Origin of the sequence: Amycolatopsis rifamycinica (assembly GCF_000695625.1) — a bacterium.
Classification (GTDB): domain Bacteria; phylum Actinomycetota; class Actinomycetes; order Mycobacteriales; family Pseudonocardiaceae; genus Amycolatopsis; species Amycolatopsis rifamycinica.
Genome location: NZ_JMQI01000064.1, coordinates 75,612 through 88,785 on the forward strand (window position 1 = coordinate 75,612; position 13,174 = coordinate 88,785).

The 13,174-nt window shown below is 69.8% G+C and carries 12 protein-coding genes; 8 read left to right on the forward strand and 4 right to left on the reverse strand.

Going from position 1 to position 13,174, the window contains the following annotated elements:
- Positions 1 to 14 precede the first annotated feature (14 nt).
- A complete protein-coding gene (locus tag DV20_RS30550; protein WP_043786394.1) occupies positions 15 to 431 on the reverse strand; it encodes a succinate dehydrogenase hydrophobic membrane anchor subunit in 417 nt (138 codons plus the stop codon).
- Between the two features lies 1 nt (position 432).
- A complete protein-coding gene (gene sdhC / locus DV20_RS30555; protein ID WP_043786396.1) occupies positions 433 to 876 on the reverse strand; it encodes a succinate dehydrogenase, cytochrome b556 subunit in 444 nt (147 codons plus the stop codon).
- A gap of 666 nt (positions 877 to 1,542) precedes the next feature.
- On the opposite strand from sdhC, the gene DV20_RS30560 reads away from it, so the two are divergent.
- The 6 genes from DV20_RS30560 to DV20_RS30585 all read left to right on the forward strand — a co-directional run bounded on the left by DV20_RS30560 (position 1,543) and on the right by DV20_RS30585 (position 8,354).
- Positions 1,543 to 2,685 carry a BMP family lipoprotein gene (locus tag DV20_RS30560; protein ID WP_043786397.1) on the forward strand — a complete coding sequence of 381 codons (1,143 nt, stop codon included), beginning with the start codon at positions 1,543 to 1,545 and terminating at the stop codon, positions 2,683 to 2,685.
- A gap of 80 nt (positions 2,686 to 2,765) precedes the next feature.
- The gene (locus DV20_RS30565) at positions 2,766 to 4,337 is read left to right on the forward strand and encodes an ABC transporter ATP-binding protein (protein ID WP_043786398.1); all 1,572 of its coding nucleotides are present in this window, start codon (positions 2,766 to 2,768) and stop codon (positions 4,335 to 4,337) included.
- A complete protein-coding gene (locus DV20_RS30570) occupies positions 4,334 to 5,425 on the forward strand; it encodes an ABC transporter permease (RefSeq protein WP_043786399.1) in 1,092 nt (363 codons plus the stop codon). Before DV20_RS30565 ends, DV20_RS30570 begins: the two co-directional genes overlap by 4 nt.
- A gap of 32 nt (positions 5,426 to 5,457) precedes the next feature.
- Complete coding sequence (locus tag DV20_RS30575; protein ID WP_051736210.1) at positions 5,458 to 6,690, forward strand: ABC transporter permease; 1,233 nt, start codon at positions 5,458 to 5,460, stop codon at positions 6,688 to 6,690.
- Positions 6,691 to 7,080 carry a cytidine deaminase gene (locus tag DV20_RS30580; protein WP_043786401.1) on the forward strand — a complete coding sequence of 130 codons (390 nt, stop codon included), beginning with the start codon at positions 6,691 to 6,693 and terminating at the stop codon, positions 7,078 to 7,080.
- A complete protein-coding gene (locus DV20_RS30585; RefSeq protein WP_043786402.1) occupies positions 7,077 to 8,354 on the forward strand; it encodes a thymidine phosphorylase in 1,278 nt (425 codons plus the stop codon). Before DV20_RS30580 ends, DV20_RS30585 begins: the two co-directional genes overlap by 4 nt.
- Here DV20_RS30585 and DV20_RS30590 read toward each other — a convergent pair.
- Together DV20_RS30590 and DV20_RS30595 are read right to left on the reverse strand one after the other, a co-directional pair.
- On the reverse strand, positions 8,351 to 8,866 hold the full coding sequence (locus tag DV20_RS30590) for a hypothetical protein (RefSeq protein WP_043786403.1): 516 nt from the start codon (positions 8,864 to 8,866) through the stop codon (positions 8,351 to 8,353). The two genes, DV20_RS30585 and DV20_RS30590, sit on opposite strands and share 4 nt — an antisense overlap.
- 292 nt (positions 8,867 to 9,158) lie before the next feature.
- Positions 9,159 to 10,280 (reverse strand): hypothetical protein, encoded by a 1,122-nt coding sequence (locus DV20_RS30595; RefSeq protein ID WP_043786404.1) that lies wholly within the window; start codon positions 10,278 to 10,280, stop codon positions 9,159 to 9,161.
- Between the two features lie 212 nt (positions 10,281 to 10,492).
- On the opposite strand from DV20_RS30595, the gene DV20_RS30600 reads away from it, so the two are divergent.
- The gene (locus DV20_RS30600; protein ID WP_043786405.1) at positions 10,493 to 11,587 is read left to right on the forward strand and encodes an adenosine deaminase; all 1,095 of its coding nucleotides are present in this window, start codon (positions 10,493 to 10,495) and stop codon (positions 11,585 to 11,587) included.
- Between the two features lie 102 nt (positions 11,588 to 11,689).
- Positions 11,690 to 12,898, forward strand: coding sequence for an MFS transporter (locus DV20_RS30605; protein WP_043786571.1), 1,209 nt, complete (start codon positions 11,690 to 11,692; stop codon positions 12,896 to 12,898).
- The last annotated feature ends 276 nt before the right edge of the window (positions 12,899 to 13,174 follow it).

Below are 13,174 nucleotides of genomic sequence, written 5' to 3' on the forward strand. Positions count from 1 at the left end.
AGCTCTCCGGGCTTTCAGTTCGCGGGCATGTTCGGGTCGAAGGTGAAGATCACCATCGTGCCGACGGCCAGGATCAGCACCATCGAGACGTAGAGCACGATCTTCAGCCAGAACCGCGTGCTGTCCTTGCGGGCGTAGTCGTCGATGATGACGCGCAGGCCGTTGCCGCCGTGGATCTCGGCCAGCCACAGCATCAGCAGGTCCCAGAACTGCCAGAACGGCGAAGCCCAGCGGCCGGCGACGAAGCCCCAGTTGATCCGGTGCACGCCGCCGTCGAGGATGTTCATGATCAGCAGGTGGCCGAGCACCAGGATGACCAGCGCCATCCCGGAGATCCGCATGAACAGCCAGCTGTAGAGCTCGAAGTTGCTCCGGCGCGCGGCCGGGCGCTTCGGGGAGCGCGGCTTGTCGAGGGTGAGCGACTCGGCCATGTCAGTTACCCCCGAAGAGCATTTCGGCGGTGCGCTTCAGCATGAAGAACGCACCGGGGACCATCACGACGACCCAGACCACGCCGATCACCCAGAGCATCGCCTTCTGCAGCTGCGCGCCCTTCGACCAGAAGTCGACCAGCATGACGCGGATGCCGTTGAGCGCGTGGAAGAGCACCGCGCCGACCAGGCCGACCTCCAGGAGGTTGACGATCGGCGTCTTGTAGGTCTCGATGACCTGGTCGTAGGTGTTCGGCGACACGCGCACCAGCGCGGTGTCGAGCACGTGCACGAACAGGAAGAAGAATGTGAGCACGCCGGTGATGCGGTGCAGGACCCAGGACCACATGCCGGGGTCGCCCCGGTAGAAGGTCCCCTGCCGGCGTGAGGCACCCGCCCGATCGCTCGCCGCTGCCTCGGGGGCAGTGCTCGCCGTGGTGGACATCGGTGAACGGCCTCCAACGTCTGACTACGTGCCCGTCTGACCGTGAGGTCCGCACTGATCGTCGTCGTCCACCTGGGACGGCTACGGCGGCAATGCCGAGATCGAGGGTCATCGAGCGTGGATGAAAAGGATGCTAGACCCGCCCTCGGAAGACGGCTCACCTCCGGGTTCCTCTCTGTGACGGACCAGACACCTGGGTGCGCACCGATTGTGGGCGCCGTCACAGCCCGCGGCGTCCACTGTGGACTTGGCCGGGCCGCCCGGGGTGCGCTCGCCCGCTCGGTGGACCCTCGATCGGGTGGCGTCGGCGGGAACCGGCACTGAAACGATTCGGACGAGGGGGAGTGGACTGTCGTCTCAAGGAGTGATCGATGTGGTCCATTCCTCGGTCGATCTGCCACACTGAGTCACATCAAACGGTATTTCGGCCGTCCCGCGGCCCGAGACTCGGCCGAAAGCGACGCCGCGTGGGTCATTTGACTACGTTGGGTGTCCAGTTCGTCGCGCGTGCGACTCGTGAGTAAACGTTTGTGTTACGTAGCGTGCCTTTCCTATGGCGCATTCCGGTCCGGCGGGTACGGTCTGGCGGTCGACCCGGCAGTAGGGCCGGGTCGTGCCCTTGACCATCCGCTGGATCAGCGGGGAGGGAGACACACGTTGCGTCGCATGCGTGGAACCGCGCTGGCCGCCGCGGCCATGGCCGGGGTGCTCACCCTGGCCGGGTGCGCCAAGGATTCCGGCGGTGGTAACAGCTCGAACAACACCGCGGCCTCGACGGGCGGTTCCGACTGCGTCACCGCGCAGAAGCCGCCGGCCGCGCCCGCCGCCGCGAGCAGCTCGACCGCCGCCGGGGCGAAGGTCGACGGCAGCAAGCTCAAGATCGGCCTGGCCTTCGACGTCGGCGGCCGGGGTGACGCGTCGTTCAACGACGCCGCCGCCGCGGGCACCGACAAGGCGAAGTCCGACCTCGGCGTGACGACGGTCAGCGAGAGCACCGCCTCCGCCAGCGAGGCCGAGTCGGCCAAGCAGCAGCGTCTCGACCAGATGGCCGCCTCGGGCCTGAACCCGATCATCGCGGTCGGTTTCGCCTACGCGAAGTCGGTCGAGGCCGTCGCCACGAAGTACCCGAACACCAAGTTCGCCATCGTCGACGACGACTCGATCAAGCTGCCGAACGTGACGCCGCTGGTCTTCGCCGAGGAGCAGGGCTCGTTCCTGGCCGGCGTCGCCGCCGCGTACAAGAGCAAGAACTGCCACATCGGCTTCGTCGGCGGTGTCAACACCCCGCTGATCCAGAAGTTCGAGGCCGGCTTCCTGCAGGGCGCGAAGACCGTTTCGTCCAAGATCAAGATCGAGGACGAGTACCTGACCCCGGCCGGTGACTTCTCCGGGTTCCAGGACCCGCCGAAGGGCAACGCGAAGGCCGCGGCCGAGATCGCCAAGGGCGCGGACGTGATCTACCACGCCGCCGGTGCCTCGGGTAAGGGCGTCTTCGACGCCGCCAAGGCGGGCAACGCGCTGGCCATCGGGGTCGACTCCGACCAGTACAACCAGAAGACCGTCGAGGCCGACAAGGACGTCATCATCACGTCCATGCTCAAGCGCGTCGACGTCGCGGTGTTCGACTACATCACCGCGCTCGCCAAGGGTGACGTGACGACCCTGCCGAAGCGGTTCGACCTCAAGGTCGACGGCGTCGGCTACGCCACCTCGGGCGGCAAGGTCGACGACATCAAGGACGTCCTGGACGGCTACAAGGCCCAGATCATCGCGGGGGCCATCACCGTTTCGGACAAGCCGCAGAAGTAACTGGAGTGCGCGTCGGGGCTCGGAGGAATTCTCCTCCGGGCCCCTCACGCGTTTACACGAGATAGGGAATTCTCCCGCCCATGAGCACAGCCGAGGCCCCGGCCGAGGCCGTCCCCGACCGGGGCGCCCCCGCCGTCCAGCTGACCGGGATCACCAAGCGCTTTCCCGGCGTGGTGGCCAACTCCGACGTCAACCTCACCGTCGCCGCCGGCGAGGTGCACGCCATCTGTGGTGAGAACGGCGCCGGCAAGTCCACCCTGATGAAGATCCTGTACGGCATGCAGCCGCCGGACGAGGGCACCATCGCGATCAACGGCGAAGAGGTGAAGCTGCGCAACCCGCAGGACGCCATCCGCGCCGGCATCGGCATGGTGCACCAGCACTTCATGCTCGCCGACAACCTGACCGTCGGCGAGAACGTCTTCCTCGGCGCCGAGGGCCTGCACGGCATCGGCCGCGCCGCCCGCGCCCGGCTGGCCGAGCTCGCGGAGCGGACCGGCCTGCACGCCAAGCCGGAGACACTGCTGGAGGAGCTCGGCGTCGCCGACCGCCAGCGCGTCGAGATCGTCAAGGTGCTCTACCGCGGGGCGAAGATCATCATCCTGGACGAGCCGACCGCGGTGCTCGTCCCGCAGGAGGTCGACGCGCTGTTCGCGACCGTGCGGGAGATGAAGGCCGGCGGCTACACGTTCCTCTTCATCTCGCACAAGCTCGACGAGGTCCGCGCGATCGCCGACACCGTCACGGTGATCCGGCGCGGCACGACCGTCGGCACCGCCGACCCGAAGACCATCACCTCGCGCCAGCTCGCCGAGATGATGGTCGGCTCGGAACTGCCCAGCCCGGAGACCCGCGAGTCCACGGTCACCGACCGGGACGTGCTGCGGCTGACCGGGCTGACGCTCGGCGCCGAGGGCTCCGGCCGCAACGCGCTCGACGACGTCTCCTTCACCGTGCACGCGGGCGAAGTGCTCGGCATCGCCGGCGTCGAGGGCAACGGCCAGACCGAGCTCGTCGAGACCATCATGGGCATGCGCAAGCCGACCGGCGGCACGATCGAGCTGGTCGACGCCGATGGGCGTTCGAGGGACATCACCAAGGCGGGCACGCTGGCCCGGCGCGAGGCCGGCATCGGCTACATCGCCGAGGACCGCACCCGGCACAGCCTGCTGCTCACGCAACCGTTGTGGGTCAACCGGATGCTCGGGTACCAGACCCGCGAACCGGTCTCGAAGGGACAGTTGCTCGACATCGCGGGCACCCGCTCGGACACCGAGCGGATCGTGCGCGAGTACGACGTCCGCACGCCCGGGATCGACGTCCCGGCCGCGGCGCTCTCGGGCGGCAACCAGCAGAAGCTGATCGTCGGGCGGGAACTGTCCGGCAACCCGGTACTGCTCATCGCGTCGCACCCCACGCGCGGCGTCGACGTCGGCGCGCAGGCACTGATCTGGGAGAACATCCGCCAGGCCCGCGCCGCCGGGCTCGCCGTGCTGCTCATCTCCGCCGACCTCGACGAGCTGATCGGCCTGTCCGACACGATCCGGGTCATGCTGCGCGGGCGCCTCGTCAGCGAGGCCGACCCCGCCACCGTGACCCCGCAGGAACTGGGCTCGGCGATGACCGGCGCCGGAGAGGGTGACGAAGAATGACCTCCTGGCGCACGAAACTGCTGCCACCGCTGCTGGCGATCGTCTTCGCCGTGCTGCTGTCGGCGATCGCGCTGATCATCTCCGGGGCCGACCCGCTCGAGGCGTACGGCACGATGATCGGCCAGATGTTCAAGGGCTCGACCTCGGTCGACACGGTGAACCTGGCGACCGTGTACTACCTGTCCGGGCTCGCGGTGGCCATCGGCTTCCAGATGAACCTGTTCAACATCGGTGTCGAAGGCCAGTACCGGTTCGCCGCCGTCGTCGCGGCCATCGCCGGCGGCGCGATGAAGCTGCCGCCGGTGGTCCACGTGCTCGCGATCCTGCTGGTCGCGGTCGTCGCCGGCATGACGTACGCGGCGATCCCGGCGATCCTCAAGGTGACCCGCGGGGTCAGCGAGGTCATCTCGACGATCATGCTCAACGCGATCGTCGCCGGCATCATCGCCTTCCTCATCAACGCCGACCAGTTCGGCGTGCAGACCGGCAACAACATCGGCACCCGCGTGATCGAGCCGTCGGGCCGGATCCCGGGCATCCCGCTCGGCTCGGGCACGCTGTTCGGGTTCGTCGTCGTCGCGGCCGTCATCGGGGTCGCCTACTGGTTCATGCTCAACCGCACCCGGTTCGGCTTCGAGCTCAAGGCGTCCGGCGAGTCCACCACCGCGGCCGCCGCGGGTGGCGTCAACGCCAAGAAGATGACGCTGATCGCGATGCTGCTCTCCGGCGGCGTCGCCGGCCTGGTCGCCATGCCGGAACTGCTCGGCCGCGACTACAGCTACGGCATCACCGCGACGCAGATGTACGGCTTCACCGGCATCGCGGTCGCGCTGCTCGGCCGCAACCACCCCGGCGGCATCGCGCTCGGCGCGCTGCTGTGGGCGTTCCTCGACACCTCCGCGGTGTCGCTGGAGCAGATCAACGTGTCCAAGGAGATCGCGACGATCATGCAGGGCATCATCGTGCTGTCGGTCGTCGTGGCGTACGAAATCGTGCGCCGGGCCGACCTCGCGGCCGAACAACGGCGGGTGGGCCGCGCGCTCGCCGGCCGCAAGGGTTCCTCGGTCGCCGAAGGGGGTGCGGTGTGATCACCGACGTCGCTCCCGAATCCGGCTCGACCATGCCGGTGCAGCGCCGGCGCCGAGGCCGGATCCCCGGCTGGCTGCGCGGGGTCATCTGGGCCGTGATCGCCATCGCCGTCGTCTCGACGGCGTCCTACTCCACCGGCGTCGCCGCGCTGACGTCGTCGAACACCGCCTCGACGGCCTTGCGCCTGGCGCTGCCGATCCTGCTCTGCGCGCTGGGCGGTCTCTGGGCCGAACGCGCGGGCGTGGTCAACATCGGGCTCGAGGGCATGATGATCCTCGGGACCTGGGGCGCCGCTTGGGGTTCGTACAACGGCGGCGTGTGGGCCGGGCTGGTCTCCGCGATCGTGTTCGGGGCGCTGGGCGGGCTGCTGCACGCGGTGGCGACGGTGACGTTCAACGTCAACCACATCGTCTCCGGTGTCGCGATCAACCTGCTCGGCCTCGGTGTCACCAAGTACCTGGCGAACCTGATCTTCGCGCCGATCTCCGGCAACCCGCGGCAGTCGCCGGTGGTGCCGAAGTTCGACACCTACTCGGCGACCTTCCTCTCGGACTGGCTGGGCGACCTGGAGAAGCAGCAGCGCGTCGGCGTCTCCGACGTCGCCGGCATCCTGCGCGGCCTGGTCACCGAGGTGGCGCCGCTGACGATGCTCGCGATCATCCTGGTGCCGGTGAGCTTCTGGGTGCTGTGGAAGACCCGGTTCGGTCTGCGGCTGCGCTCCTGCGGCGAGAACCCGGTGGCGGCCGAGTCCCTCGGCGTGAACGTGTACCTGCACAAGTACGTCGCCGTGATCATCTCGGGCGCGTTCGCCGGCATGGGTGGCGCTTCGCTGGTGCTGCTGCGCGGTGGCGCGGACTACCTGGAGAACCAGACGAACGGCCGCGGGTACATCGGCCTCGCGGCGATGATCTTCGGCAACTGGCGGCCGGGCGGCCTGCTCGGCGGCGCGGCGCTGTTCGGCTACGCGGACGGCCTGCAGCTCGCCGGCGGTGGCGAAGCGGTGCTCGCGCTGCTGTACGGCGCGGTGATCCTGGTCGGCGTGATCGTCGTCGTGCAGCTGTTCCGGCGGCAGTGGATCGCGGCCGGGCTCGGCGTCATCGGCGCCGGGGTGCTGTACGCGATCTACTGGTCGAACGACACGCTGCCGTCCGACCTGATCCCGTACACCGCGCACTTCGTGACACTGATCGTGCTCGCGGTGGCTTCGCAGCGGCTGCGGCCGCCGAAGGCCGACGGGCAGCCGTACCGACGGGGTGAGGACTGAGTGTCTACTTTCGACTGGGACGCGTTGCGCGCTCAGGCCATCGAGGCGGCTTCCCACGCGTACGCGCCTTATTCGGGGCTGCACGTGGGTGTCGCCGGGATCGTCGATGACGGCCGGGTCGTGACCGGCTGCAACGTCGAAAACGCTTCCTACGGCCTCGGGCTGTGCGCCGAGTGCACGATGGCCGGGCAGCTGCGGCTGTCCGGCGGCGGGCGGCTGGTCGCCGTCGCGTGCCGCAGCGGCGCGGGTGACCTGCTGATGCCGTGCGGGCGCTGCCGGCAGATCCTGTTCGAGCTCGGCGGGTCGTCGTGCCTGGTGGACACGCCCAGCGGGATCCTGCCGATGTCCGACGTCCTGCCGGACGCGTTCGGCCCGGACGACCTGCCGTGAGCACGTTCGCGGCGGTCGACGTCATCCGGACGAAGCGGGACGGCGGGACGCTTTCCGACGAGCAGATCGACTGGGTCGTCGACGCCTACACCCGCGGCGAGGTCGCCGAGGAGCAGATGTCGGCGCTGGCCATGGCGATCTTCCTGCGGGGGATGTCCCCGGCCGAGATCTCCCGCTGGACGCACGCGATGATCGAGTCGGGGGAGCGGCTGTCGCTGTCGGTCTCCCGGCCGACGGTCGACAAGCACTCGACGGGCGGGGTCGGCGACAAGATCACGCTGCCGCTGGCGCCCCTGGTGGCGGCGTGCGGTGCGGCGGTGCCGCAGCTGTCCGGCCGCGGGCTCGGCCACACGGGCGGGACGCTCGACAAGCTGGAGTCGATCCCCGGCTGGCGCGCCGCACTGTCCACTTCGGAGATCCGGGCGCAGCTGGCGGACGTCGGCGCGGTGATCTGCGCGGCGACGTCCGGGCTGGCGCCGGCGGACAAGAAGCTGTACGCGCTGCGGGACGTCACCTCGACGGTGGAGTCGATCCCGCTCATCGCCAGCTCGATCATGAGCAAGAAGATCGCGGAAGGCGCGTCGGGGCTGGTCCTGGACGTGAAGTTCGGGTCGGGCGCGTTCATGAAGACCCTCGACCAGGCGCGCTCGCTGGCCGGCGCGCTGACGTCGATCGGCGCCGACCACGGTGTCCCGACGACGGCGTTGCTGACCGACATGAACGTCCCGCTGGGACGGGCGGTCGGCAACGCGGTGGAGGTCGCCGAGTCGGTCTCGGTGCTGCAGGGCGGTGGGCCTTCGGACGTGGTCGAGCTGACTCTGGCGTTGGCCCGGGAGATGCTCGCTCTGGCCGGGCTGGATGCCGACCCGGCGGCGGTGCTGGCTTCCGGCGAGGCCTACGAGGTGTGGTGCCGGATGATCACCGCCCAGGGCGGCGACCCGTCGGCGCCGCTGCCCACGCCCGCTCACGTGCACACGGTCGTCGCTCCGGCTTCGGGCGTCCTGGCCTCCCTGGACGCCTACGCGGTGGGCGTCGCGGCGTGGCGGCTGGGCGCCGGGCGGGCTCGCAAGGAGGATCCGGTGCAGGCGGCGGCGGGCGTGCTGTGCCTGGCGAAGCCGGGCGACGACGTCTCCGAGGGCGAGCCGCTGCTGGAACTGCACACGGACACCCCGGACGCGGTCCCGGCGGCGCTGGCGGCGCTCGAAGGCGGGTTCTCGATCGCTTCGGAGGCGCCCGCGCCGGGACCGATCGTCCGGGAGACCGTGCGCGGCTAGGACACCTGGATGGTGGCGGCGACCGGCTTGGCGCCGCTGCCACCGCAGGAGCTGATGAAGGTGCCGGTGCTGTAGTAGAGCACGTAGCTGCTGGTCGCGAGGGTGACCGGCCCGGCGGCGGGCAGCGTGACCTGACCGGTGCCCCCGGTCAGCCGGAAGAGCGTGCCGGGCTGGACGACGGGGTTGGTCATGCCGGTCGCGTTGACCCGGCCCGAGGCGGCGCCGCCGAGTTCGAGCACGACGTAGCCGGTGAACTGCCCGGCGGGTGCGGTCCCACCGGCCCACGCCGGTGCAACCTGCGTCAGGTCGGCGTGCACGGTGACGGCCTGCCCGGCGGTGGCGGTCGCCGGAGCGGTCACGGTGATCTCGAACGTCTTGGTCCCGGCGGGGCCGCCGATGGTGCCGCAACCCCAGGTGACCGAGACGGTCCCGGCTTCGGCCGCGACGGGGGCGACCAGCCCCAGCCCGGCGGCCACGGCGGCGATCGTCGCGAACCTCGTGAGTGTCTTCATGGTGCATCCCCTCGTAGTCGGACTACGAGGGTCGCGAAGGTCACCGGCGCCGGACGTCTCCCGAAATGCCGGGGTGGTCCGATTCGGCGGGTGTGACGATGATCGCGGCGATGATCACCCGGTCGAGTGAACGGTTCCCGCGGTGATCGCCGCCGAGCCGCCCGGAACCGTCGGTGGTGCTCGATAAGCTGGAAGACGGGGGCCGGAGGCCCGCGCCGCCATGCTCACTCCGTCGCCCGGCACGAAGAAACCCCCGCCGGCGCACCGGCGAGGGCCTCTTCGGGTATGGGCCTTACTCCGTGGGTTCTTCCGAACCCTCGGTCTTGGCCTTGGCGTCGGCCGGCTTGGGGGCGCGGCCGTTGCGGGAGCTGCGACGCGGCTGGCGCGGGGCCGGCGGGGGCGGGGCGATCTGCTGGACCGCCGGGCCGCCGCCGAGCATCAGCTCCGCGAACGTCGCCATCGCCTCGTCGAGCTGGCCGCCGATGCGGCGGACGCTCTCGTCGTTGCTCCGGCGGACCAGCGAGTCCACCGAGTCGGTGTCCGGCTGCTTCGACAGCGTGCCCTCGACCTTCGACAGCCCGGCCTTGAGCGCACCGTCGAGGTCGCCGATGCCGGAGAGGAAGCCGTCCTCCACCTTGTCGAGGCGGGAGGCCAGGTCGTCCAGGCGGGTGGTGACCGTTTCGAGCCGGTTGCCCAGGTTCTCCAGCCGGTCCGAGGCGTCGATCATCTCGCCGGTCTCGGTCAGCGCGACCTTGAGCGCCTCGGTGTTGGCGTCGATCCGCTCGTGCGTCGTGCGGCCCAGCTCGCCGACCCGCTCCTGCGTGACGCGGCTGAGCTCGTCGACCTTGTTCCGCAGCTCGTGGTCGGCGTGGTCGACCCGGTCGCGCAGCGTCGACTCGGCCTGCTCGATCCGCTCGCGGACCGGACCGTGCACCGACTGCGGCAGCGACTCGAGCTTCGCGTCCTGCTTGTCGAGGTGGCCGCCCAGCTCGTCGAGCCGGCGGTGGATGTTCTGGAGCTTGTCCTCGAGCCCGTCCATCCGGCCGGCGACCCCCTCGAAGCGCGCGGCGACGCCGTCGAGGCGCCCGTCGAGCTGCGCGAAGGGCTTGGCGAGCTTGTCGACGATGCTCTCGACCGCGCGGGTCAGGGCGGCGATCGCCGTGTCCTGCGCTTCGAGGCGGGACATCGTCTCGTCGAGGCGCTCGGCGAGGACGCTGACCTCGGTGCGGTCGGGCATCTCGGACAGCCGCTTGCGGACCGCGCCCAGCGAGTCCACCGGCGCGAGGCGGGCGTAGATGTCGTCGAGCGCGTCGAAGATCTGCTGCTGCTCGCTCTCACGCACTTCGGCCGCGCGCACCAGCATGTTGCGCATCCGGTCGAAGGACGGGGCGGCAATGTGGTTGTCAGTGGTCACTGCTGTGTGTCCTTCGTCGGCGGGGAAATGGAGGGACGTGCCACGAAGCTTATCGATTGCGAAATTGCTGTGCGTATGGCCCCCGTGAAGTGCCTATTGCGGAGGCCGCCCCCGGATGGCCGATTCGTCACCTGATCGTCGACGCTGAGGGTGAACCCGAACCTGAGAGTTACGGCCATGTAGGGGAATGACAACGAGGTTACCGTTGGGGGATGCCTGACGAAAGCCCTGTTCTGCCCACCGAGACACTCCGCCGCGCACCCAAGGTGCTGCTCCACGACCACCTCGACGGCGGTCTGCGGCCGGCCACCGTCGCCGAGCTGGCCGACGCGACCGGCTATGCCGGTCTGCCCACCACCGACCCGGCCGAGCTGGGCAGCTGGTTCCGCCGAGCGGCCGACTCCGGCTCACTCGTCTCCTACCTCGAGACCTTCGCGCACACCTGCGGCGTGATGCAGACGGAGGAAGCCCTGGTCAGGGTCGCCGCGGAGGCGGTGGAGGACCTGGCCGCGGACGGCGTCGTCTACGCCGAGGTGCGCTACGCCCCGGAGTTGTTCGTCGAACGCGGTCTGTCACTCGATGCGGTGGTTGAGGCTGTCCAAGCGGGGTTCACGGAGGGCACACGCCGGGTGGCCGCGAACGGCGGCACCATCCGCATCGGGACGTTGCTCTGCGCGATGCGCCAGCACGCCCGGGCCCTCGAGATCGCGAACCTGGCCGTCCGCTACCGCGACGCCGGCGTCGCCGGGTTCGACATCGCCGGACCGGAGGACGGATTCCCGCCGACCCGCAATCTCGACGCGTTCGAATATCTGCGTCAGAACAATGCGCACTTCACTATTCACGCGGGCGAAGCCTTCGGTTTGCCCTCCATTTGGGAAGCGATTCAGCACTGCGGCGCCGAGCGGCTCGGGCACGGCGTGCGCATCGTCGAGGACATCAAGACCGACGCGGACGGCACGGTCCACCTTGGACGGTTGGCCGCGTACGTCCGCGACCGCCGCATCCCCCTGGAGATCTGCCCGACGTCGAACGTCCAAACAGGCACGGTCCGCTCGATCGCCGAGCACCCCATCGGCCTGCTGGCCAAGCTGCGGTTCCGGGTGACCGTGAACACGGACAACCGGCTGATGAGCGGATGCACGATGACCAGCGAATTCGCCGCGCTGCACGAGACGTTCGGCTATGGTATCGACGACTTCCGCTGGTTCACCATCAACGCGATGAAATCCGCGTTCATCGATTTCGACGCCCGGCTCGCGCTGATCGACGACGTCATCAAGCCCGGCTACGCCGCGCTGACCTGACCCGCCCCCGCTTCGGACCGCAACTCGCTTGCGGTCCTTAGCCATGCCAACTATCGTTCACTATGTAGGAACAACTTCTCATAATTTGAGACGGTGGCGATGATGGCGCAGGTCGCGAGTGGTGCGGGTGAGCAGCTTCAGGCGAGTCCACGACGGTGGCTCATCCTCGCGCTCGGCCTCGCCGCGCAGACGGCGAGCTGCTCGTTCCTCTACGGCATCCCGTTCCTGGTCCCGGCGATGCGCGCCGCCGAAGGGCTGACGCTGGCCGAGGCCGGCACGGTCGTCGCGGCGCCGAGCATCGGGCTGCTGTTCACCCTGATCGTGTGGGGCGCGGCTGCGGACCGTTACGGAGAGCGCGTCATCATGGCCCTGGGCTTGGGCGTCTCGGGGTTACTCCTGGTGTACGCCGGGGCAGGAAATCACTCGATCGGGCTCCTCTTTGGGGTGTTTTTGGCGGCCGGCGCCTGCACGGCCTCGGTGAACGCGGCGAGCGGCCGCGTCGTGATGGGCTGGTTCGCGAAGTCCGAGCGGGGCGTGGCAATGGGGATCCGCCAGACGGCCCAGCCGCTCGGCGTGGGCGTGGCCGCACTGGGGCTGCCCCCGCTGGCCGCGCACCACGGTTTCCGGGCGGCGGTGCTGTTGCCGGCCGGGCTGGCGATCGCCGTGGCGCTGCTGGTGGCGTGGCTGGTGACGGACCCGCCGCGGCCGCCTCGCCCGGCCCGCTCGGCGGGCGGCGTTTCGCCGTACCGGCACGCGGCGCTGTGGCGGGTGCACGGGGCGAGCGCGCTGCTGGTGGTGCCGCAGTTCGCGGTGTCGGCGTTCGCGCCGGTGTACCTGGTGGCGGTGCAGCACTGGAGCCCGTTGTCGGCGGGCTGGTACCTGGGGGTGGTCCAGGTGCTGGGGGCACTGGGCCGGCTGGGGTCGGGCTGGTGGTCCGACCGGGTGGGCAGCCGGCTGCGCCCGATGCGGCAGCTGGCTTTCGCCAGTTGTCTCGTCATGCTCTTGGTCGCGCTCGGGGACGCCTCCTGGCCGTGGCTGGTGCTGCTGGCTCTGGCGCTGGCGGCGGTCATCACGGTGGCGGACAACGGCCTGGGCTTCACGGCCTCGGCGGAGCTGGCGGGCCTGGCGTGGTCGGGACGCGCGATGGGAACGCAGAACACGGCCCAGAACATCGCGGCCTCCCTGACCCCACCCCTGCTCGGCTTGGTGATCGGCGACAGCCGCTACGCACTCGCCTTCTGCGTGGCAGCGGTGTTCCCGGCCCTGGCGGTGCTGGTGGTCCCGGTCCGCGCCGAACCCCCGTCCCCATGACCCGTGTCGTCCACCCAGGTACGCGTGTCGTCCGTTCAATCACGCGAGTCGACCCTCGGATCACGCGAGATGCCCCCTGGATCACGCGAGCTGCCGGTTCGATCACGCGAGCTGCCCGCTGGATCACGTGAGATGCCTGCTCGATCACGCGAGATGACGGCGCAGCAAGCGAGTCCTTGGGAGTGCGTGGGCCGACGGCCCGGGAGCCGGACGGACGACACGCGTGCTTGGAGGGACGACACGCGTGCCTGGATGGACGACACGCGTGCTTGGAGG